Annotated in this window: 21 protein-coding genes, 2 tRNA genes and 1 pseudogene; 17 read left to right on the top strand and 7 right to left on the bottom strand. The window is 63.2% G+C overall.

All coding sequences use genetic code 11. From position 1 onward, the window contains the following. Positions 1–80: 80 nt before the first annotated feature. The 4 genes and pseudogenes from ACR0R4_RS05860 to ACR0R4_RS05875 all read left to right on the top strand — a co-directional run. On the top strand, positions 81–542 hold the full coding sequence (locus ACR0R4_RS05860) for a single-stranded DNA-binding protein (protein WP_430270163.1): 462 nt from the start codon (positions 81–83) through the stop codon (positions 540–542). Then, on the top strand, positions 542–1,129 hold the full coding sequence (locus tag ACR0R4_RS05865) for a hypothetical protein (protein WP_430270162.1): 588 nt from the start codon (positions 542–544) through the stop codon (positions 1,127–1,129). Before ACR0R4_RS05860 ends, ACR0R4_RS05865 begins: the two co-directional genes overlap by 1 nt. Next, positions 1,126–1,341, top strand: a complete 216-nt coding sequence (locus tag ACR0R4_RS05870) for a hypothetical protein (protein ID WP_430270161.1) — start codon at positions 1,126–1,128, stop codon at positions 1,339–1,341. Before ACR0R4_RS05865 ends, ACR0R4_RS05870 begins: the two co-directional genes overlap by 4 nt. A 158-nt stretch (positions 1,342–1,499) precedes the next feature. Beyond that, positions 1,500–2,603: pseudogene (locus ACR0R4_RS05875) on the top strand (recombinase family protein); the annotation flags it as partial. Between the two features lie 87 nt (positions 2,604–2,690). Here ACR0R4_RS05875 and ACR0R4_RS05880 read toward each other — a convergent pair. From ACR0R4_RS05880 to ACR0R4_RS05890, 3 genes are all read right to left on the bottom strand, one after another. Continuing rightward, positions 2,691–2,813: a hypothetical protein gene (locus ACR0R4_RS05880; RefSeq protein ID WP_433646424.1), complete on the bottom strand. Its 123-nt coding sequence runs from the start codon at positions 2,811–2,813 to the stop codon at positions 2,691–2,693. Positions 2,814–3,156: 343 nt separating this feature from the next. Next, a tRNA-Val gene (locus ACR0R4_RS05885) sits at positions 3,157–3,232 on the bottom strand. Positions 3,233–3,297: 65 nt separating this feature from the next. Further along, complete coding sequence (locus ACR0R4_RS05890; RefSeq protein WP_433646425.1) at positions 3,298–3,756, bottom strand: peroxiredoxin; 459 nt, start codon at positions 3,754–3,756, stop codon at positions 3,298–3,300. A 268-nt stretch (positions 3,757–4,024) separates the two neighbouring features. On the opposite strand from ACR0R4_RS05890, the gene aceE reads away from it, so the two are divergent. The 6 genes from aceE (at position 4,025) to ACR0R4_RS05920 (ending at position 11,764) form a co-directional block, all read left to right on the top strand. Continuing rightward, on the top strand, positions 4,025–6,751 hold the full coding sequence (gene aceE / locus ACR0R4_RS05895; RefSeq protein WP_433646426.1) for a pyruvate dehydrogenase (acetyl-transferring), homodimeric type: 2,727 nt from the start codon (positions 4,025–4,027) through the stop codon (positions 6,749–6,751). A 68-nt stretch (positions 6,752–6,819) separates the two neighbouring features. Beyond that, positions 6,820–8,019, top strand: a complete 1,200-nt coding sequence (locus ACR0R4_RS05900; RefSeq protein WP_433646427.1) for a PucR family transcriptional regulator — start codon at positions 6,820–6,822, stop codon at positions 8,017–8,019. A 121-nt stretch (positions 8,020–8,140) separates the two neighbouring features. Continuing rightward, positions 8,141–9,067 carry an ACP S-malonyltransferase gene (locus ACR0R4_RS05905; RefSeq protein ID WP_433646428.1) on the top strand — a complete coding sequence of 309 codons (927 nt, stop codon included), beginning with the start codon at positions 8,141–8,143 and terminating at the stop codon, positions 9,065–9,067. 22 nt (positions 9,068–9,089) lie between these two features. After that, positions 9,090–10,094, top strand: coding sequence for a beta-ketoacyl-ACP synthase III (locus ACR0R4_RS05910; RefSeq protein WP_433646429.1), 1,005 nt, complete (start codon positions 9,090–9,092; stop codon positions 10,092–10,094). A 65-nt stretch (positions 10,095–10,159) separates the two neighbouring features. Next, complete coding sequence (locus tag ACR0R4_RS05915) at positions 10,160–10,408, top strand: acyl carrier protein (RefSeq protein WP_433646430.1); 249 nt, start codon at positions 10,160–10,162, stop codon at positions 10,406–10,408. 120 nt (positions 10,409–10,528) lie between these two features. Next, complete coding sequence (locus ACR0R4_RS05920) at positions 10,529–11,764, top strand: beta-ketoacyl-[acyl-carrier-protein] synthase family protein (RefSeq protein WP_433646431.1); 1,236 nt, start codon at positions 10,529–10,531, stop codon at positions 11,762–11,764. A 94-nt stretch (positions 11,765–11,858) separates the two neighbouring features. Here ACR0R4_RS05920 and ACR0R4_RS05925 read toward each other — a convergent pair whose 3' ends face one another. Continuing rightward, positions 11,859–12,377 (bottom strand): DUF3145 family protein, encoded by a 519-nt coding sequence (locus ACR0R4_RS05925; protein WP_433646432.1) that lies wholly within the window; start codon positions 12,375–12,377, stop codon positions 11,859–11,861. 201 nt (positions 12,378–12,578) lie between these two features. On the opposite strand from ACR0R4_RS05925, the gene ACR0R4_RS05930 reads away from it, so the two are divergent. The 3 genes from ACR0R4_RS05930 to ACR0R4_RS05940 all read left to right on the top strand — a co-directional run bounded on the left by ACR0R4_RS05930 (position 12,579) and on the right by ACR0R4_RS05940 (position 15,286). Beyond that, positions 12,579–14,291 carry a lipocalin-like domain-containing protein gene (locus tag ACR0R4_RS05930; RefSeq protein ID WP_433646433.1) on the top strand — a complete coding sequence of 571 codons (1,713 nt, stop codon included), beginning with the start codon at positions 12,579–12,581 and terminating at the stop codon, positions 14,289–14,291. Between the two features lie 132 nt (positions 14,292–14,423). After that, the gene (locus tag ACR0R4_RS05935) at positions 14,424–15,200 is read left to right on the top strand and encodes a glutamine amidotransferase (protein WP_433646435.1); all 777 of its coding nucleotides are present in this window, start codon (positions 14,424–14,426) and stop codon (positions 15,198–15,200) included. Positions 15,201–15,212: 12 nt separating this feature from the next. Next, a tRNA-Ile gene (locus tag ACR0R4_RS05940) sits at positions 15,213–15,286 on the top strand. Here ACR0R4_RS05940 and ACR0R4_RS05945 read toward each other — a convergent pair. Further along, positions 15,284–16,228, bottom strand: a complete 945-nt coding sequence (locus ACR0R4_RS05945) for a TerC family protein (protein WP_433646436.1) — start codon at positions 16,226–16,228, stop codon at positions 15,284–15,286. The genes ACR0R4_RS05940 and ACR0R4_RS05945 overlap by 3 nt on opposite strands. 349 nt (positions 16,229–16,577) lie before the next feature. Here ACR0R4_RS05945 and ACR0R4_RS05950 point away from each other — a divergent pair, with 349 nt between their 5' ends. From ACR0R4_RS05950 to ACR0R4_RS05965, 4 genes are all read left to right on the top strand, one after another. Beyond that, positions 16,578–18,014, top strand: a complete 1,437-nt coding sequence (locus ACR0R4_RS05950; RefSeq protein ID WP_433646437.1) for an MBL fold metallo-hydrolase — start codon at positions 16,578–16,580, stop codon at positions 18,012–18,014. Positions 18,015–18,077: 63 nt separating this feature from the next. Beyond that, positions 18,078–18,869 carry a sulfite exporter TauE/SafE family protein gene (locus ACR0R4_RS05955; RefSeq protein ID WP_433646438.1) on the top strand — a complete coding sequence of 264 codons (792 nt, stop codon included), beginning with the start codon at positions 18,078–18,080 and terminating at the stop codon, positions 18,867–18,869. A 64-nt stretch (positions 18,870–18,933) separates the two neighbouring features. Then, positions 18,934–19,479, top strand: coding sequence for a DUF4395 domain-containing protein (locus ACR0R4_RS05960; RefSeq protein WP_433646439.1), 546 nt, complete (start codon positions 18,934–18,936; stop codon positions 19,477–19,479). Positions 19,480–19,639: 160 nt separating this feature from the next. After that, entirely contained in the window at positions 19,640–20,005 is a 366-nt protein-coding gene (locus tag ACR0R4_RS05965) for a rhodanese-like domain-containing protein (RefSeq protein WP_433646440.1), read from the top strand. 100 nt (positions 20,006–20,105) lie between these two features. On the opposite strand, the gene ACR0R4_RS05970 is transcribed toward ACR0R4_RS05965, so the two are convergent. Both ACR0R4_RS05970 and gmk read right to left on the bottom strand, forming a co-directional pair. Then, positions 20,106–21,065: a DMT family protein gene (locus ACR0R4_RS05970; protein ID WP_433646522.1), complete on the bottom strand. Its 960-nt coding sequence runs from the start codon at positions 21,063–21,065 to the stop codon at positions 20,106–20,108. 67 nt (positions 21,066–21,132) lie between these two features. Beyond that, positions 21,133–22,047 (bottom strand): guanylate kinase, encoded by a 915-nt coding sequence (gene gmk, locus ACR0R4_RS05975; RefSeq protein WP_433646441.1) that lies wholly within the window; start codon positions 22,045–22,047, stop codon positions 21,133–21,135. Between the last annotated feature and the right edge of the window lie 16 nt (positions 22,048–22,063).

The raw sequence follows: 22,063 nt of genomic DNA on the forward strand, positions 1-22,063 counted from the left end.
GTCGCGTGGTCGGTGTAGTGCACCTGACCTTCACGGTGGCCCCGTCCGATGGGGCCACGTAAGTGTCAGGAGACAGGCAGATGGCTATTCAGACGCAGGATTCGTTTTCGGGGTTCGTGGCTTCGGAGCCGCAGTTGACCCGCACCGAGCAGGGCGATGCGCGGCTGTTCATGAAGGTCGGCAAGGAGCACTACCGGGCCGAGGAGGACGGGTCGTTCACCCAGTTGGAGACCACGTTCCACAACCTGGTCGCGTTCAAGGCCGCTGCCGAGCAGGGCGCGGAACGCCTCGCGAAGGGCGACAAGATCGTGGCCGAAGGCTACGTCCGTGAGTACGCCTACGAGCGCGAGGGGCAGAAGGTCGAGGGCGAAGAGTTCGTCGCCCGTCGTCTCGGCCACGACATGGCCCGCACCCGCTACGACGTGGACCGCACACCCCGCAACACCGGCATCGAGCAGGACGCGCCCGCGCGAGCCGCCACGGCGTTCGATGCTCCGCAGCGCACCCAGAGCGGGCCGACCTCAGGCGGGATCGGCCTGTAATGGACATCCCAAACGTCACGCCGCCGGATGATGAGCCGGACTTCGACGAACCCGACTTCGATGAGGGTTCCACCAGGCCGGGCGGCCAGGAGATGTCGGGGCCGCCGCATCCGGTGAACTGGAACCTGCTGCTCTCGCACGATCTGGAAGTCGAGTGGCTGGAACTGAACAGGTGGGTGAACTGGCTCCGCCACACCTACGGACTCCCGGCGTCGGTGATCCCACCGTTCTGGCACCACCACCCGGAGCTGTTGTGGGAGCTGTCCGCGCTGCACCTGCACTGGCTGTGCGCCTACGACCCCGCACAAGACGGCTCCGCCCCGCTGGGCTGGCACCGCGACTTCGCCGACGCCCGCCAGCGCCTCCGCGACTGGGTAGCCGCCTCGGGCACCAGGTTGGATCGTGACCGCCCGACCCGGCAGACGATCTGGCCCGGCCAGAAGCCTGGCCCGCCTGTTGAGGATTTCGTGATCGCGCATCGGGAGAAGGAGTTCATAAAGTTCGTCCTCGCCGAGGTCGCCGCACGTCGGGCATCGGAGGATGCGTTCTTCGCGCGCATCGACGAAGAAACCGGAGAAGTTCGATGAGCACCCACACCCCCGATAGCCGGTTACCTGCGCGGATGCGTGACCACGAGCTGGAAGCAGAACTACGGGAGTCACCGGACCTGCACAAGCTCGCCCAGGTGTTCATCGGCATGGCCCTGGACCGCGCCAAGAGCGACAAGACCACCGCCACCTCCACTGCTGCTTGTCGGGGTGGCGAGGTAGAATCAGATACGCAACACGCCAACGGCTGAGCCCGCGGGTTCGGTCGGGGTGCGCAGTCATGTTTGGCCTTCGTGGCTTACCCGGTATCTGTTGCCGGGTCGTGTTTCCCCTTTACGAGTCGCACCGCACCAGCGGATACCTGTCTGCTCGTGCTGGCCCCGAACATCCGGGGAAGGAAACACGACCCATGAGCACCACCCTGACCGACCAATCACCGACCGATACCGATTGGGAGCGCATCGGCGAGACCACGACCCTCGCCGTGTCCTACCTGCGCGTCTCCACCAAGGAACAAGCCGAACGCGGCGGCCGCGACGAGGGCTTCTCGATCCCCGCACAGCGCGAAGCGAACCTCCGCAAAGCCCGCGACCTGCGGGCCGTGGTCGTGGAAGAGTTCGTCGACGCCGGAGCCTCTGCGAAGTCCGCTGACCGGCCCGAACTGATGCGGATGATCGAGTACGTCAAGACCAACCACGTCGCCTACTGCATCGTCCACAAAGTCGACCGCCTCGCCCGTAACCGTGCCGACGATGTCGCCATCCATCTCGCATTGAAGGACGCCGGCGTCATCCTCGTCTCCGCAACGGAGAACATCGATGAGACCCCGTCGGGGATGCTGCTGCACGGCATCATGTCCACGATTGCCGAGTTCTATAGTCGCAACCTTGCCAACGAGGTCACCAAGGGCATGACGGAGAAGGCGATCACGGGCGGCACCAACGGGAAAGCCCCCATCGGCTACCTCAACATCACCAAGAGGGATGAACTCGGTCGTGAGATCCGCACCGTCGAGATCGACCCGGCCCGTGCACCGTTGGTGCGGTGGGCGTTCGAGGCGTACGCCACCGGGAATTACTCGACCATCACCCTGCACGAAGCGCTCATCGACCGGGGGTTGATGAGCGTTCCGACACCGAAGCGGCCATCGAAGCCGCCCGTGTTGTCGTCGATTCAGAAGATGCTCTCCAACCCCTACTACAAGGGCACCGTCTCGTTTCGGGGTGCGAGCTACGACGGCATGCACGAACCCCTCGTACCCACCGAAGTCTGGTACCGCGTGCAGGCAGTGTTGAACGCGAAGCAGAACTCCGGGGAGAAGACCCAAGCCCACGACCACTACCTCAAAGGCACCCTCTACTGCGGCGTCTGCGACTCACGCCTCATCCTCACTCACGCGAAGAGCCGCCGCGGGATCATCTACCCATACTTCATCTGTGCAGGAAGGCACTCCAAGCGCACCGGCTGTGAGCGGAAGTCGATGTTCGTGCCCGACATCGAGGCTGCAGTCGAGGACTACTACCGGCGCATCCAGATCCCCGAACACATCGTCAACGCGCTGCGGACTCTCATCACCGACGAGTTCGACAGGCTCTACGCCTCAGCGGCCCAGGAACGCCACGCCCACACCATCGAACGCGACGCGCTGCGCAACGAACGCGGGAAACTCCTGCAAGCCCACTACGCCGGAGCCGTCCCCGTCGATCTTCTCAAAACCGAACAAGACCGGATCGGCCGCCGCCTGGCCTGGCTCGACGTGCAGATCGAAGCCTCATCCACCGAGTACGAGCAAGCCAAAGCCCACCTCGAAGACTGCCTCGCCCTGGCCGGTGACTGCCACAAGCTCTACATGAGCATCGACGACTCACTCCGACGCATCTGCAACCAAGCGTTCTTCGAGAAGATCTGGGTCAAGAAGGACTCCGACACCGTCGAGGGCGAGCCAGGAACACCCTTCAACGTGCTGTTCAACCCCGAGATCCACACGCTCGCCCTGGACCACGAGGCCCAAGGGAGCGATAGGAGGATTCAAACCGAAAACGTCGGCGGTTTGAACAACGAAATTTTGGTGGGCCCGGCCGGGATCGAACCGACGACATCCACGGTGTAAACGTGGCGCTCTACCAGCTGAGCTACAGGCCCCCGCCCGCGATGCGGACCTCACCATCCTAGAGGAATCCGCACCGCGGTGCTAAATCGCGCGTCGCCTAGAGCGTGGCGATCACTTCACGGTACGCGGAGAAATCGCGCGCTTCGCCCGGACTCGTTTCGAACGACGCCACTACCTTGAGACCCTCGCCCACAATCACCGTCGCGCGAGTCGCAATGCCGCGCTCCTCCACGAATGCATCGAAGCTTCGAGAAACCTTTCCGTGGGGCCAGAAATCGGAGAGGATCGAGAACTCGTAGTCCTCCTGAGTTGCCCAGGCCCGCAGCGCGTGCACGGAATCTACCGAAATACCCACGAGACGCACCTTCGAATCCGCGAACAGGGCAATGTTGTCGCGCAGTTCGCACAACTCCCCCGTGCAAATTCCTGAAAACGCGAGCGGGAAGAAGACGATCGCTACTGGTCCGCTCTCGACGAGCTCAGAGAGCGTCAATTCCTCTCCGTGTTGATCTGACAGCGTGAAATCCGGGGCGATCGCGCCTACGTGCAGCACCATGTACAGTCTCCTTTTCGACGCGGGGCGTCTGTATTTAAGCGTCTATCCAGTCTATGGGGCGCGTGCCTGATGCCGCTTCCGACGATTCTTTCCGTGCGATCGCGCGTGATCCGCACCCGAAATTGTGGAATCCGTCACGCGGGCCCGACCCAAGACGGCAATTCTCGTGTGACTTCGATAGTGTGGTTTCGGTCCGCCTACCGGCGGCGACTAGTTCGCACCGTGCCAAACCCGGCACTCCTGCGACACCTGGTGAAGGAGCAACAACGTGGCTGTGAACACTGAGGATCCGTACGCGTCTGATCGCGAGGACATCGATCCTGAAGAGACAACTGAATGGGTCGAGTCACTCGACGCAGTCGTCGACGAACGAGGCGCCGCTCGGGGCCGCGAGATCATGACGAGCCTGCTCGCTCGCTCTCGCCAACTGCACCTGAGCGTGCCGCAGGTCCCCACGACGGACTACGTCAACACCATCGCATCTGACGACGAGCCAGAGTTCCCGGGCAACGAAGAACTCGAGCGCAGCTACCGTCGGTGGATCCGCTGGAATGCGGCCGTGACCGTGCACCGCGCGCAGCGACCCGGCATTGGTGTCGGCGGGCACATCTCCAGCTACGCATCGGCTGCATCGCTGTACGAAGTTGGATTCAATCACTTTTTCCGCGGCCAGGATCACCCCGGCGGCGGGGATCAGGTGTTTATTCAGGGCCACGCCTCTCCCGGCGTGTACGCTCGCGCCTTCCTCGAAGGCCGGCTCAGCGAAGATCAGCTTGACGGGTTCCGCCAGGAGAAGTCACACGAGGGGGGCGGTCTCCCCAGCTACCCACACCCTCGACTCTTGCCAGATTTCTGGCAGTTCCCGACCGTCTCGATGGGTCTTGGCCCGATCAATGCGATCTATCAAGCACAGCTCAACAAGTACCTCACCAATCGAGGCATCAAAGATGCCAGTGACCAGCATGTGTGGGCATTTCTCGGCGACGGCGAAATGGACGAGGTGGAGAGCCGCGGCCAGTTGCAGGTCGCCGCGAACGAGGGGCTCGACAACCTCACCTTCGTCGTCAACTGCAACCTGCAGCGTCTTGACGGCCCCGTGCGCGGCAACGGCAAGATCATTCAGGAACTGGAAAGTTACTTCCGGGGCGCAGGTTGGAACGTCATCAAGGTGGTGTGGGGTCGTGAATGGGACGACCTCCTCAGCCGCGACTCCGACGGTGCACTGCTGAACCTCATGAACGTGACGCCTGACGGCGACTTCCAGACGTACAAGGCCGAGAGCGGTTCCTTTGTGCGTGAGCATTTCTTTGGTCGCGACGAGCGCGCGCTGCGCTTAGTCGAGGGCTACACCGATGAGCAAGTATGGGGGCTGCGCCGCGGCGGCCACGACTACCGCAAGGTCTATGCCGCTTACAAGGCCGCGACCGAACACAAGGGTCGCCCCACGGTGATTCTCGCGAAAACCATTAAGGGCTACGGGCTCGGATCGCACTTCGAGGGCCGTAACGCGACCCACCAGATGAAGAAGATGACGCTTGAGGATCTCAAGCGCTTCCGCGATGCGATGCGGATTCCGATCAGCGATGCGCAGCTCGAAGCGGATCCGTACCGCCCCCCGTACTACCACCCGGGCACAGACGATGCGGCGATCCAGTATTTGCAGTCACGTCGTGGCGAACTGGGAGGCTACCTTCCCGAGCGACGCTCCTCCCACGTGCCAATTTCGCTTCCTGAGAAGCAGACCTACGCCATTGCGGCTAAGGGATCCGGAACGCAGGAAGCCGCGACCACCATGGTGTTCGTGCGGCTGCTGAAAGACCTGATGCGCGAGAAGGGTTTTGGCCATCGCTTTGTGCCAATTATTCCCGACGAGGCGCGCACCTTTGGAATGGACAGCTACTTCCCCACGTCAAAGATTTACAATCCGAACGGCCAGAACTACGTCTCCGTGGATCGCGAGTTGTTGCTCGCATACAAGGAGAGCCCGCAGGGGGTCCTGCTGCACGTGGGCATTAACGAGGCCGGAGCAGCTGCGGCGTTTACCGCGGTTGGCACCTCGTACGCCACGCAGAGCGAGCCTCTGGTACCGATCTACATTTTCTATTCGATGTTCGGATTCCAGCGCACGGGCGACGCCATCTGGGCAGCCGGCGATCAAATGGCTCGTGGGTTCATGATTGGTGCGACAGCCGGTCGTACCACGCTCACGGGCGAGGGCCTGCAGCACGCCGACGGGCACTCTCTGGTGCTGTCAAACACCAACCCCGCGGTGGTCTCCTACGATCCGGCCTACGGGTACGAGATCGGTCACATCGTGCGCGACGGCCTGGAACGCATGTATGGCGGATCCCATCCGGATCCCAACGTCATCTACTACCTCACCGTGTACAACGAGCCGATCATCCATCCGGCTGAGCCAGAAGGTGTCGACGTTGACGGGATCCTGCGTGGAATTTATCGCGTCAGCCCTTCGACGGGTGAGGGAATCCCCGCGCACATCTTCGCCTCGGGTGTAGCGGTGCCGTGGGCGCGTGAAGCCCAGGATCTCCTGGAAAAGGATTGGGGCGTCTCCGCCGACGTGTGGAGCGTTACCTCGTGGAGCGAGTTGCGCCGCGACGGGATCGCGGCAGAGCGTCACAACTTCCTTTTCCCCGAGGAGGACGTGCGGGTGCCGTACCTCACGCAGAAGCTGCAGGGCGCCGAGGGTCCGGTAGTGGCCGTCAGCGACTGGGCGACCGATGTTCCGGATCAGATTCGTCAGTTCGTTCCGGGCGATTACTCGGTGCTGGGCGCCGATGGGTTCGGCTTCTCAGATACCCGCGCCGCAGCCAGGCGTCACTTTGCGATTGACCGCGAGTCGGTCGTGGTGAAGGTGCTACAGCGTCTCGCAGCTCAGGGCAAAATCGATGCCTCTGTGCCCAGACTGGCGGCCGAACGCTACCGTCTCCGCGATGTCAACGCGGGCACGACGGGCGGTGCGGGCGGAGAAGCCTAGCTTCTCCGCGCCACCGAGATCGTCGCACGCACCCCACCACCACCTACCGGACAGCAATCGGAGCACGCATGGAACGATCGAAGGAACGCGAGCTCAGCTGGCTGCGCACGATCGCTGGCGAACTGGCGACGCAGACGATGGCTCGGTTGGAGGAGACGCTGCCGTGGTACGGCGAAATGCCACCGAGTCGGCGCAGTGCGGTCGGCCTGGTGGCGCAGACCGGAATCAGCTCGTTCATCCAGTGGTACGAGGATCCGAGCGCGACCCCATGGATCGCAAGCGACGTGTTCAGCGTTGCGCCACGCGAACTCCTGCGGAGCATCAGCCTGCAAGAGACCCTGCAGCTGATCCGCGTTGTCGTCTCCGTAGTGGAAGAACGTGTTGCGAGCCGAAGCGAGGAGTTGCGTGAGGCGATCCTGCACTATTCGCGCGACGTGGCCTTCGCCGCGGCTGATGTCTACGCGCGTGCGGCCGAAGCTCGCGGCCTGTGGGATGCCCGACTCGAGGCGCTCGTCGTCGACTCGATCCTGACCGGTGAAAGCGACGACGAGCTTCCGAGCCGCATTGCAGCCTTGGGTTGGCATGGAGCCGGCGAGGCCGCAGTGCTCGTCGGCACCTCCGACCGATCGGTAGATGTTGATCAGATTCGGAGAACCGCCCGCCACTCTGGCGCCGACGTGTTGGTCGGTCTGCAAGGAACGCGACTCGTGCTCGTGCTCGGACGCATGGCGCAGGAGAGCAAGGATCCTCGCGCGATGCCGCCGGCTCAGGTTCCATTTCTCGAGATAGCCGAGCGCCTCGTTGATTTCTTCGCCGACGGCCCACTCGTGCTCGGTCCCACGGTCGAAAACCTGGTTTCGGCGTCTCGGAGCGCACGCGCCGCACTCGCCGGTATTGCCGTCGCGAGATCCTGGAGAGGCGCCACGCGTCCGGTAGGTGCGGACGATCTCCTTCCCGAACGGGCACTCGCCGGCGATGGGCTCGCGAGGAGGACGCTCATCGAACAGATCTACGAGCCCCTCACTGCCCATTCCGGCGAACTCCTCGAAACCCTGTGGTGCTATCTCGACAATGGTCGGTCCCTCGAAGCCACCGCGCGCGAGCTCTTCGTGCACCCCAACACCGTGCGATACCGCCTGAAGAAGGTCAGCGAGGTGATCGGGTGGAACGCGACCGGGGCCCGCGAGGCATTAATCTTGCAGGCCGCGCTCATCGTCGGTTCGATCGCCCAACACGGGGCAAAACGGCCCGTTCGTGCCAAGCGATAGCCCGCGGGCACCTCGCAACACACCCCTCCTCACCGAGCCTGTTTGATTCTGACAACGATTCACAAGATTTCTGGTTGGTTATATACCGGAATCCGAGCGAACTTCTGAGAAACTAAAAGACGTGATTGTCATCGCTTGCCCAGGACAGGGCTCACAGACCCCCGGCTTCCTCGCCGACTGGCTTGAAGAACCCGACGCCCGTGCGTTCCTGAACCGCGCCTCGGAACACGCAGGCGTCGATCTCGTGGAACACGGCACCACGAGCGATGCCGACACGATTCGTGACACGCGAGTGGCCCAGCCCCTGATTGTCGCGGCGAGCTTGCTCGCCTGGCACGCCCTCTCCCGGCGGGTGTCTCTTGACGAGGTCGGAATCGCCGGCCACTCGGTGGGCGAATTCGCCGCGGCCGCGGCCGCTGGGGTGTTCAGCGACACCGATGCCCTCGCCTTGGTCGGGGTGCGAGGGCGCGCAATGGCGGAAGCCGCCACTCGAGTACCGACCGGCATGAGCGCCGTGGTTGGCGGGAACGAGGACGATGTTCTCGCGAAGATCGCGGAGCACAGGCTGACCCCAGCAAACCGAAACGGCGGGGGCCAGATCGTTGCGGCGGGAGAGCTCGAGGCGCTCGGAGCGCTCGCCGCTGACGCACCCCGCGGCGCTCGGGTCATCGCCCTGCAGGTCGCCGGCGCATTCCACACCGAGTTTATGCAAGAGGCCGTGCCCGCACTTGCGGCAGCTGCCGCCCAGGTCACGGTGAGCGATCCCACGCATTCGTTGTGGACAAACGCAGACGGTTCGCTGGTGGCGCGTGGCCAGCGCTACCTGGAGTTACTCGTCTCGCAGGTGGCTCATCCGGTGCGCTGGGACGCGTGCATGACGAGTTTCCAGGAGCACGGAATCACTGGACTCATTGAGCTCACCCCAGCCGGCGCTCTGACAGGAATTGCCAAGCGCGCACTCAAGGGCGTCCCCACGGTCGCAGTAAAGACTCCTGCTGACCTCGAGGGCGCTGTCGAGCTGATCACGAGTGCCCAGGCAACCGCCTAGTCACCCATCGGAAGGATTGAACATGGCAATGCTCACTCAGGTCACCGGCCCGGCGCACACCCGAATTCTTTCGGTCGGTGCGGCACGCGGTGACCTTGACGTGCCCAATGACGATCTCGTCGGCCCTATCGAATCCTCAGATGAGTGGATCCGCCAGCGTACCGGCATCGTGCAGCGCCGCCGCGCGAGTTCCGCAGTGGGGGCGGTTGACCTGGCCGTCGCCGCTGGCGAAGAGGCGATCGTGAGGAGCGGTCTCGATCGCAGTGAGATCGACGGAGTAATCATCTCCACGATCTCAAACGTGGCGGTCACCCCGTCAATGGCTTCCCTCGCTGCATACCGCCTTGGGCTCGCTCCTGCTGCGGCTTTCGACATCTCGGCAGCATGCGCGGGGTACACCTATGGTGTTGGCCAAGCGGATGCTCTCGTTCGCGCTGGCATCTGCAAGAACGTGCTGGTGATTGGTGCCGAGAAGCTCTCTGATGTCGTGGATCCCACCGATCGCAGCATCTCCTTCCTCCTCGGCGACGGCGCGGGTGCGGTCATCGTCGGCCCGTCAGACCACCCCGGCATCGGACCCACCCATTGGGGTTCCGACGGCGAGAAGTGGGACGCGATTCGCATGACTGCCACCTTCGAGGAGTACCGCAACAACCCCACCGAGGTCGCATGGCCGACGCTGCGGCAAGACGGTCAGACCGTGTTCCGCTGGGCGGTCTGGCAAATGGCGAAGGTCGCAAAAGAGACCCTCGCGGCATCCGGGGTTGAGGTCAGCGACCTGGCAGCATTCATTCCGCATCAGGCAAATATGCGCATCATCGACGAGTTTGCGAAGCAATTGAAGCTGCCCGACTCGGTCGTGATTGCTCGTGACATCGAGACGCAGGGCAACACCTCCGCAGCATCGATTCCGCTGGCCATGCACGCTCTTCTCGAAGAACACCCCGAGCTCTCGGGTGGCCTGGCCCTGCAGATCGGGTTCGGAGCGGGTCTCGTATACGGGGCCCAGATCGTCGAGCTTCCCTAGCGCTGCGCGATCCACGATCTTTTCAACTTTTCCTCTTTCACACACCCCAACCAAAGGAGAAATTAATGGCATACAGCAACGATGAGGTCCTCGCAGGCCTCGCAGAGCTCATCAACGACGAGACCGGCATCGCAGCAGACGTGGTTGCCCTCGACAAGTCGTTCACCGATGATCTCGACATCGACTCGATCTCGATGATGACCATCGTCGTGAACGCCGAAGAAAAGTTCGACGTCAAGATCCCCGACGAAGAGGTCAAGAACCTGAAGACCGTCGGCGATGCCGTCGACTTCATCGTCAAGGCTCAGGCCTAAGCATTCGGGCTAGGGGCGGGCTGAACGCTCGCCCCTCCCCGCCCACAGACTCCCTCCGGTGACGTGCGCGTTCTCGGGGAATTCTTACTCGACTTTTCAACATCCTCGCGAGGCACGAACATGAGCAAAAAGATCGTCGTCACCGGAATCGGTGCGTCCTCCCCTATCGGCGGCACTGCCCGCGAGACCTGGGACGCACTGCTGGCTGGAGTATCCGGGGCCAAGACCCTCGAATACGACTGGGTGGAGAAGTACGACCTGCCGGTGCAGTTCGCGGCCGAGGCCAAGGTACGCCCGTCGGAGGTGCTTGAGCGACAGGTTGCGAAGCGACTCGACCCGTCGAGCCAGTTCGCACTGATCGCGGCGATGGAGGCGTTTGCAGATGCCGGCTCCCCCGATGTTGAGTCCGAGCGGCTGGGCGTCGATTGGGCTACCGGGATCGGTGGCCTCTGGTCGCTGCTCGACGCGTGGGACACGCTGCGCGAGAAGGGCCCACGCCGGGTCATGCCGCTGACGGTTCCCATGCTCATGCCCAACGCGCCTGCGGCTGCAGTCTCGATGCACTTTGAGGCTCGCGCCTACGCACGCACGGTGGCCTCAGCCTGCGCTTCCAGCACCGAGGCGATCGTGAACGCCTACGAACACCTTCAAGCTGGGCTCGCCGATGTCGTGATTGCTGGTGGATCCGAATCCGCGATCCACCCCATCACCCTCGCCGCTTTCTCGTCGATGCAGGCGCTCTCGAAGCGCAACGATAGCCCAGAGACCGCGTCACGCCCCTACTCGGTGGATCGCGACGGGTTCGTGATGGGCGAGGGCGGCGCCGCGCTCGTGCTCGAGACTGAGGAGCACGCGCTCGCACGCGGTGCCCGGATCTACGCCGAGATCGCCGGCGGCGGGATCACTGCAGATTCATACCACATCACCGCTCCTGAGCCCGAGGGCAAAGGTGCGAGCCGAGCGGTTGAACTTGCCCTTGCCGCAGCAGGTGCGAGCGCAGACGACGTGACGCACATCAATGCACACGCCACCTCCACTCCGACCGGCGACGGTGCCGAGTACGCAGCCCTGCGTGTTGTGTTTGGCGATCGCGTCGACACGATTCCGGTGTCGGCTACAAAGGGTGCCACCGGTCACCTGCTTGGCGGTACGGGTGCGCTCGAGGCGGTTTTCGCCGTACTTGCCGTAGCAGAGCGACTCGCGCCGCCCACGATTAACACCACTGAACAGGATCCGGCGATCCCATTCACCATCTCGAGCACACCGACCCCTCTCGGAGAGGGTCCGCAGCTCGCGATCTCGAACTCGTTCGGATTCGGTGGACACAACGCTGTGGTAGCCGTTCGCTCGGTGTAACACCAACACAAAGGAAGCCCCGGGACGATCCCCGAGGCTTCGCTGTTGGCGTGCCGGTCGGCCGCGGTATTCCGTCGACCGACCGGTACATCTGTTAACTCACGCGATGGAGCGTGAGAATCGTGGCGTCGCCTTCCTCGGCTTGACGGAACGCTTCAAGTTCACTGTCCCACGCTTCTCCAAGCGCAAGGCGAAGTTCACGGGCAAGCAGTTGCGCGTCTCCCCCAGCACCTACGATGGCCGCGCGAACCGCATCCTCGCTCAAGACACCGTTGCCGACGCTGTCTGTCTGCATATGGAATATCCCGAGAGATGGACTGTGCATCCACCGTCCGCCATCGCTGCAGGCGGTCTGATCTTCGGTGATCTCGAACCGCACATGCTGCCACCCAAAAAGCGATGATGCGACGGCCGAGGCGGTGCCAATCGGGCCACGCCAGGTGGCCTCCGCACGCAACATTCCGGGCAGGAGTGGCTGAGGGCTCCAGTCGAGCTTCACCACCGACCCGATTTCGCGCGCGAGCGCCCACTCCACGTGCGGGGCGAGCGCCTTCGGGCAAGAATGCACGAAAAGTACCCCCGAGGTGTTCACCTGCGCGGTTCCTAACGTCATCACGATCTCCCTTGCGATTCGAAACGTCTTCCCCTACGTCGAATCGGGTCGTGAGTGTGATAGCGGCTCTATCCTCGCACGCTTCGCGGGTGGCGGCAACCACAGGTCTTCGCGAAGCCGAGCACGGAACGACAATTTGGATATAGTCTAGATTTTTGGGGGGACGGGCAACAAGCTGGTCCTGGTTTTCTGGGGGTCACCGTGGTCGTTGCTTTGTGGATTCTCGGCCTCATCACCGCGCTGCTGTTTGTGGCGGCAGGAGCTCTCAAGCTCCTCGCCCCGAACAAATGGCTGCGCGCAAAGGGGTTGGCCTGGGTTGATTCCATTCCCTCGTGGGGAGTGAAGCTCATCGGGCTCCTCGAATTGCTCGGCGCTGCCGGCATTGTGGTGGGCCTCGTGAACCAAGAACGGTACGCGCCACTCGCCTGGTGGCTGATTGCCGCAGCGGCTCTCGGGTTGCTCGTGATGATGATTGGCGCCATCTTCACACACGTGCGCCGACGAGAGTCCGCGCTCGCCCCAGTGATTCCCGGGCTCCTCACTGCCCTCGTACTGGTACTCGCAGCCCTGCTCGCGACGGATTGGCCCGGCGGGGTGCGGGCACCAAGCGGCGCGGTACCCGCGAATCCGCTGTGGAAGGGTGACACCAAGCCCGAGCCAGTACCCGAAGAAAACGTCGTTCTGAGCCTGCCCGCTGACATGTACCGGCACAAGGACGCTCCGACCGAGTGGTGGTGGCACATTGGCACCCTGCGCGCGGGCGACCGGGTGTTTGGGTTCGAGATCAACGCGGCCTCGTTCGTGGGACAGGGATTCGCGATGACCCAGGTTTCCCTCACAGATGCCGACAGCGGCGAGCACTACGAGCGAACGCAGGTCTATGTGCCCCAGCCAATCGGAAACTTCAACGTCGCGAACTGGGCCGAAGGCGACCCATCAAAGGATTGGTATGCTCTCCTCGGAGACCCCTCCTGGGAGGTCGGCGGGTTCACTCTGACCGACCCCGGCTCGGGATACACAACGGCACCGACGGTCACGATCGAAGGCAATGGCACCGGCGCCTCCGGGATTGCCGTGTTGGATGAAGACGGCACCGTCGGTCAGATTGTGCTGGTCGACCCGGGTACGGGGTACACAGAAACACCGACCGTCACCCTGAGCGGTGGGGACGGCAGCGGTGCCACCGCGGTGGCCGTGCGCAGCTTCGTGTCGATGACCGCACCGCAGGCCGACCCGAGTAAAAACATTCATGTGCAGTCGCTTCTCGTCGACGATCCGACCCTGACCGAGGTGGAGTTCGACCTCACCTTCTCGCAGCAGGGGCGGCCGTTCTTCGTCTTCGGCACCGGTATTGAGCCGAGCGCAAAGGTCCACAGCCTCACGGAGGACAACTACTACTTCTCATACACCCGACTGGCTGCCTCCGGAACGGTCACGATCGACGGCGAGGAGTTCGAGGTTTCGGGCACCACCTGGATGGATCACGAGTACGGTAATTTTGGCGGAGGGTCGTCTGACACCCGGGTGCGGTGGTTGCTGCAAGACATGCAACTCGACAACGGCTACACCCTCTCAAACGCTGGGATCATTGGCGAGGGGTACAAGCCCGAGATTGGGGTCACCGTCGATTCGTACGCCACGATTCAGGATCCCGACGGCAACCTCTACTACGTTGCGAGTACCGTCACGCCGGTCGGTGAGCTGTGGGTAAGCCCACGCACCAGCAAGGGTTACGCGCAACAGTTCCTGGTAGAGATTCCGTCGTTCGATGCGAAGATCACCGTCACAACGCGAGTGCAGGATCAGGAATTCGCCGTCTCGGGCGCGCCCATCTACGAGGGCATCGGCGGCATCGAAGGATCGCTCCTCAATGAGATCGTCACGGGAGATGCGTGGATCGAGCAGGCGTTTTAAGGCGACTTCAAGGCCCCGGTGGTCTCGATCGTCGGGCCCTGGTATCGCCTGGGCGGTGAATGTCGTGGCTCCATCTGGAGACACGTGCCGCGCGAGTTGGCATCTGGTGGCGCGTGGCCCTACCGTATGAGCATGCTGCCCTTCCTGCTGATCACGACCCGTGATGATCACGGCGTAGCCGAACACGAGTATGCGGGCTACTGCCGTCTCACCGGTCTACTCCCCGAAGAACTACACTGGCAGCGGGTGGATCAGCGACCTCTCGTGCCAGTGGATCTGCGCGACTACTCCGGCATCCTACTGGCGGGAAGTCCGTATACCGTCAGCGAACCTACCGAGCTGAAATCATCAACCGAACTGCGTGTTGAGCGGGAGCTTGCTGGACTGCTCGATCAGGTGATCACCGGCGATTTTCCCTTTCTGGGCATCTGTTACGGCGTCGGCACCATCGGCTCACACCAGGGCGCCCGGGTCGATCGCACCTTCGGGGAACCCGCTCAGGCGACCACGGTGAGCTTGACCGAGACTGGCGGACTCGATCCACTTTTCCGGGAGCTGCCCGCCAGCTTTGAGGCCTTTGTCGGCCACAAGGAGGCGATCAGCGAGGTTCCCCCGCACATCGCGGTGCTCGCATCGTCACCGGCCTGCCCGGTGCAGGCGTTCCGTGTCGGCGCGAACGTCTACGCCACCCAGTTTCACCCGGAACTCGACTCGGAGTCGTTTGCCAACCGTGTGCGCGTCTACTCGAGACACGGTTACTTTGATCCGAGCGAGACCGAGCAAATCGTCGCGAGGATATCTGCTGCTGACGTGCGTGCGTCGCACATGGTCCTCGCCCGCTTCATCGAGGAGTACGCCACCTCCTCGTCACACCACGTGCGCCTTTCGGCCTCGCCTCCACTAGGCTAGAAGGGTTGCCACGGGGCGTTAGCTCAGCCGGTTAGAGCAGCGGACTCATAATCCGTCGGTCGCGGGTTCAAGCCCCGCACGCCCTACTGAACCGTTGTCACATCAAGCGTTCGCCTGCCCTGTCCGCGAGTGGCCCGCAGGCTGAGCGCGATCGATACTCCGATGATCAACGCCACCACCGCGAGGCTCACGGTCGTCGGAATGTACAGCACGTCGATGAGCAGCAACTTGACACCCACCCACACCAGCACCGCGGCGATTCCCGTCTTCAGGTAGATGAATCGGTGGATCAGGTCTGCCAGCAAGAAGTACATCGCGCGCAATCCGAGAATCGCAAATGCGTTCGCAGTGAAGACGAGGAACGGTTCGCGGGTCACACCGAAGATCGCCGGAATTGAATCGACCGCGAAAATGATGTCGGTGACCTCCACCAGCACCAAGACGAGCAGCAAGGGCGTGGCCACGAGCGCCCCGGCCCGGCGCACCAGGAACCGCTGGCCTTGGAACTCGTTGGTCATCGGCACAAAGCGTTTGAACAGCCGCACGACGAACGACTTCTCGGGCTGCGGGTGGTCGTTGCGCGTGCGGTACATACGCCAGCCGGTGATGATCAGGAACGCCGCGAAGATGTAGAGCACCCACGAGAACGAATCGATGAGCGCGGCCCCAGCGGCAATAAAGATGCCCCGGAACACGAGAGCGCCGAGCACCCCCAGAAAGAGAACTCGGTGTTGGAACTGGGGCGGCACCGAAAACGCAGCAAAAATAATGGCCCAGACAAACACATTGTCGATCGCGAGTGACTTTTCAATGAGATATCCGGCGTAGTACTGCTGCCCAAATTCGGCACCCCAGACCGTCCAAACGACGACTCCAAACCCCACGCCAAGAGTCACCCACACGAACGACCACGCAGCCGCCTCCCGCACGCGAATGATGTGTGCTCCGCGGTGCGCGACGAGATCAACCGCGAGCATGACCAAGATGGCTCCGATGACCGCGAACCAAGCCCATAGGGGCACAGACATCGACATATTTCTTACCTCCACTCAATAGTGAAGGTCTCGTCGACGATGCATCCTGCCATTCGCCCAACGCACCGGATCCCGCGCGGGAACGTATTGACGATGCGTTGCGAGGAGTACTCCCCTTCTGCAGTTAAGTGAAGCAGTACCACTGCGTTCGGGTCAACGGGTCAAGCCTGAAAGAACACTCTGAACTCTCGGGCTTGGCGGCTGCCCGTGCGATGTGTTGGGGCATCCCTGCGGAACGAAAAAACTGTGATCCACTTGACACGGGATATACCCCGGGGGGTATAGTTGAAGCATCGATACCCACCAGGGTATTTCCCCACGAACCGTGACGAGAGGACTCACTATGTTGCTGGAGCGCATCTACGACGAAGACCTGGCTCAGGCGAGCTACTTTATCGGCTGCCAAGCCAAGGGCGAGGCGATTGTGGTTGATCCACGTCGCGACATCGATGAGTATCTGGCAATCGCCGCGAAGAACGGCATGAAGATCGTCGCGGTCACCGAGACGCACATTCACGCCGACTATCTCTCGGGCACCCGCGAACTCGCCTCCCGCACCGGTGCCGCGACCTACGTCTCTGACGAGGGCGGCCCTGACTGGACCTACGGCCCTGCCTTCGACGATGCTGTGCGCATGAAAGATGGTCACGAGATCACGCTCGGCAACATCACCGTGAAGGGTGTACACACCCCCGGCCACACCCCCGAGCACTTCTCCTTCCTCGTCACCGACGGGGCGCAATCCCCCGAACCCGGGTTCATGCTGACCGGCGACTTCGTCTTCGTGGGCGACCTGGGTAGGCCCGATCTGCTCGACGAGGCGGCCGGTGGCATCGACACACGCTTCGGGGGCGCAAAAGACCTCTTCGCGAGCCTCCGCGATCGCTTCCTCACGCTCCCCGACTACGTTCAGGTGCTTCCGGCCCACGGCTCGGGCAGCGCGTGCGGCAAGGCCCTGGGCGCGATCGCCATGACGACTGTCGGCTACGAGCGCAATTTCTCGTGGTGGGCCCCGTACCTCCGCAATAACGACGAGCAGGGATTCATCGACGAGCTGCTGAGCGGCCAGCCCGACGCGCATGCCTACTTTGGCCGCATGAAGGTGCAGAACAAAGTCGGCCCGGCCCTCATCGGCGACGCGTCAGACCTCACTGAGTTCACCACCGAGCAGCTCACTCAGGAACTGGCTAACGACTCGGTCATCTTCGTTGATACCCGCGGCAACCGAGAGGTGCACGAGGGCACAGTGGCACGCTCGCTCAACATCCCCGGTGTCGCCAAGGCCGCAAGCTATGGGGCCTGGGTCTATAACCCTGAGGTAGAGACCCGCCCGCTCGTGCTCCTGGCCGAGGACGCCGACATGGCCGCCGACCTGCGCGATCACCTGGTGCGCGTGGGCATTGATTCCGTCGTGGGCTACGTGGCCTCGCTGGATGGGCTTGACCTGGTCACGCCGAAGCTGGTGCGCCCGGAGGATCTCGACGGGTTTGCCCACGTCATGCTTCTCGATGTGCGAAACAAGACCGAGTTTGCTGACGGTCACCTGCCCGGAGCCGAACAGCTGTCGGGGGGTCGTGTGCTCTGGCATCAGGACCGTCTCCCCCAGGACGGCACCATCGTGACGTACTGCCAGAGTGGCGTGCGCAACAGCGTTGCCGCCTCTGCGCTTCGCCGCGCCGGTTACGATGTGGCCGAGCTGGAGGGCAGCTACCTCGGCTGGCTCGCTGTCCCGGGGAACCAGCCGGTGACCAGCGCATCGCTGGCAGCAGTCGCAGCCTAACCCAGCCACACGGTGGGCGGGCACCGCCCGCCCACCGCTCAACACCTTGACACGGGAGACATCTTGGACACCGGGACACTCATCGCTCTGCTCCTCGCCGTGGTCGTCGGAGTGTCGCTCGGCCTCCTGGGCGGCGGCGGTTCGATCCTCACGGTTCCGATCCTCACCTATCTCGCGGGCATGCCGCCGCAGGAAGCGATCGCTGCCTCCCTGTTCATCGTCGGTGTCACGAGCGCCGTGAGCGTGTTTTCACACGCGCGTGCGGGTCGTGTGCGGTGGAAGATTGGGGTGATTTTCGGCGCAGCGGGCATGGCGGGAGCGTTCGCCGGCGGGATCCTCGGCGGATTCATTCCAGGCGTTGTCCTGATGATCCTGTTTGCCCTCATGATGGTGGCCACCGCCACCGCAATGATCCGCGGTCGAAAAAAGACCGCCGGCGCGAACGAGAGCGGTGGGGAAAAGGCGCTGCCGCTCGCTCGGGTTCTGCTCGACGGCTTCGTCGTCGGGCTTGCCACCGGGCTGGTCGGAGCCGGAGGCGGGTTCTTAATCGTTCCCGCCCTCAACCTGCTCGGTGGTCTCCCGATTGCGGTGGCGGTCGGCACCTCGCTGCTCGTCATCGCGATGAAGTCAACGGCAGGCCTCTCCGGCTACCTCTTCACAGTGCAACTCGACTGGCCGCTCGTGCTCTCGTTTACCGGCATCGCGATCGTGGGCTCACTGATTGGCGCGAAGCTCGCGGGCCGGATTCCGGAGCAGGCACTTCGTAAGGGATTCGGCTACTTCGTGCTGGTTGTCGGAGTGTTTGTGCTCGTCAAGGAGATTCCGCCGCTCATTACCGGCACTCCGCTGTTCTAGCTGTACTTCAGCATTTCCTGCGTCATTTCAGATATTGCCACACCACCCCAGAACCGGAGTCACTGTGCCAGAGATACAGTTCACAGCGTCAGCGCCTACGACGGAACAGCCGAGACTCGGACGCCGAGTTCCCGGTTACGACATTCCCGTGATCAACGAGCGTGCGGTGCGGGCCGCAGCGGGCCTCCTCTTCCTCGGCGGCGCCATCGCTTTCGGGTTCGCCGTCGCCACCGGGTCGCAGCAGCCACTTCAGCCCTTTGGTATGTTCTTCATGCTCGACATGCTGCTCCGAGTCACCGCCGGTGATCGTTGGTCGCCGACACTGGCCCTGGGTCGCCTCATCGTGTCACGGCAGAACCCGGAGTGGGTGGGCGCCCCCCAGAAGGCCTTCGCCTGGTGGCTGGGTTTCGGGCTCGCGTTCGTATCCTGCGTGGGCATGGGCTGGTTAGGGCTTCCGCTCTCGGCCACGCTCGCGCTGTGCAGCGTATGCCTGACCCTGCTGTTCGTCGAGACCGCGTTCGGCATCTGCGTGGGGTGCAAGCTGCAACAACTCTTCAGCAGAACCACACCTCAGTACTGCCCCGGCGGCACCTGTGAGACTCGCGGCTAGTTCCCACGCACAGCGGGGGCTGACTCCGTACCGAGGCTCCCAGGGACCCTGGAACCCTGGGCCCCTGGGCCCCTGGATCACAGGAACCCCGGTTCCCCGGTACTACATTTCATTTCGTCACGACACCCATCCCCCACCCAGTTTCCACCCAAGGAGAATCATGATCCGCACCATCGTCGCCGCAATCGGAAGCCTCGCCCTCATCGGCTCGCTCGCCGCGTGCTCCAGTAGCGCCTCTGAACCAGTCGAGATCGGCGCGAACACCGTCGTGCTCGATGTCCGTTCGCCCGACGAGACAGCCTCGGGCTACCTTGAGGGAGCACAGATGCTTGACTTCAACAGCGGGGAATTCGCTGCCAAATTGCCGACCCTCGACCCCGATGCCGAGTACCTGGTCTACTGCCGGTCGGGCAACCGCGCAGGTCAGGCCATCGCCATGATGGAGCAGAACGGCTTTGAGAATGTCACGAACCTCGGCTCGCTTGAGCAGGCCGCAAGTGCGACCGGGCTTCCGATCGTCCGCTAACACCGAGGTGAACGGGGTGACGCGGGGGGCATCGCCTCGTGTCACCTCTGCGGAGTGACGATCGCGCAGTGTTCGCGCGCTGTGAACCCTGCGCGATCGTCTACCCGGAGCGATTCTCGAGGGCCGAATGGCCAGACTGCGGGTGGAACTTCGCGAGCCCGAGTACGCCCACGAGCGCAACTGCCCCCGTGAAGACAAATACCGCGACCGCCCAAATCGGGGCTCCGGCTGCCTCGTTCAACACAATGATGCCAATGAGCACGGCAACTAGCGGATCAATCACGGTCAGCCCGGCGATCACGAGATCCGGTGGGCCAGAGGAATAGGCGTTCTGCACGAACACCATTCCCAGGAGCGCGCCCACGAGGAGCGCCGCCACACAGATCCAGGTCAGCCAGTCGAATTGATCCTGCTGCAGGCGGCCGATCACGGTCTTGGCGAATGTGGCAACGAATCCGTACAGCACGCCAGCGCCGACTATGTACACGAGCGCGACCGAGTGATGCCGCAGCAAGACAAACGCCACCAAGGCGACGGCGAGAACCACCGCGAAAATAATCAGGATGGTGACAAGCTTCTGACTGGTCACCGGACGATCTGATGCCGTGAACGCCGCGACGAACACGAACAGCATGATGCCGCCGACGCACATCGCAATGGATGCCTTGACCCGCTTGCCCAGCCGAACCCCGCTAAATCGGGTGTTGAGCACCGCGGTGATCACGAGCGCAAATACCCCGACGGGCTGCACCACAATCAGCGGGGCAAGCGAAAGCGATCCAATCTGAAACAGCACGGCGAGGCCAAGCAGCACGGTTCCCACGAGCCAAGACGGCCTCTGGATCAAGCTCAGCACGTGTCGGAAGGAAAGTCCGGAACCCGCGCTCAGGCCCACGATCCGCTCTACCTTGTTCAGGCCTCGTGACTGGTACTGTGCACCGAACGACAGGAGTGCCGCACCCACCAGGGCGAGCGGGATGCCCCAGAACTGGATCGGGTTCAGCGAAACGGCCTCGGCCAGTTCGTTGGTCAAGCCGCCCTCATCGAGCAACAGTGTCAGAGTCACTCCCACACGCTACCGCCCCTCACGCACGCTGGCGACTAGCCTCGGGGAGTGTCGGCTCCCCCTAGTCACGCTCGAGCATTAGGTTGATGAGGTGGAGGGCCGCGAGATCAACCTCGTCGTTCACAATCACTTCGTCAAATTCGCTCGCCGCAGCCAACTCGACCCTCGCGGTCTCGAGCCGCCGTTCGCGCTCCTCCGGGCCCTCGGTACCGCGGCCGACGAGCCGATGCACGAGTTCTTCCCAGCTGGGCGGCGCGAGAAACACGAGCCGCGCACCAGGCATGCTCGCACGAACCTGCCTCGCACCCTGAAGATCGATCTCAAGCAGCATCGGCTCACCCTGAATGGCTGCCTCCAGCACCGGTCCGCGCGGGGTGCCGTAGCGGTACCGGTTGTGCACCGTCGCCCACTCGAGAAGATCGCTCGCAGCCAGCATCCGGTCGAACTCTTCGTCGGTGATGAAGAAGTAGTGCACGCCATGGCGCTCGCCTGGCCTCGGCGGTCGTGTGGTGACAGATACCGAGTGACGCACCTCCGGATAGTGCTCACGCACGTACGCAGCAACAGTTCCCTTGCCCACTGCGGTCGGGCCAGCGAGCACCGTGAGCGGCGGACGGCCAGGGGTCTCGTCTAGCCCCGATCGCACGCGAACGAACTCCTCAAGCCGCTGCCGCTGCTGTCTGCCCAGCCCGCCGAGTCGCTTCCGCGGTGAAATTCCGAGCTCGTCGAGCGCCCGCAGTGTCTTCGTCTCCCCCACCGCAGGAAAGGTCTGTAGGTACTCGGAGACGCGGAGAGTCGCCTCTGGAAGTTCGGGATTCGCGGAGTCGTTCAGCGCCTTCAGCGGGGAAAGCTCGCCGCTGCGCAGGCGATGCTTGAGATCTGCCCGCGCCCGCCTCGCCGCCACCGCTGCCCGGTTCGCCGCAAGCCGATCGACCTCCGGCATCGCTGGCCGCTCCGCAGGTGTGTATTCACTCATCGTGTCTCCCTTGTGG

It is taken from the genome of Leucobacter fengyongliangi, assembly GCF_050971685.1.
Taxonomy (GTDB): domain Bacteria; phylum Actinomycetota; class Actinomycetes; order Actinomycetales; family Microbacteriaceae; genus Leucobacter.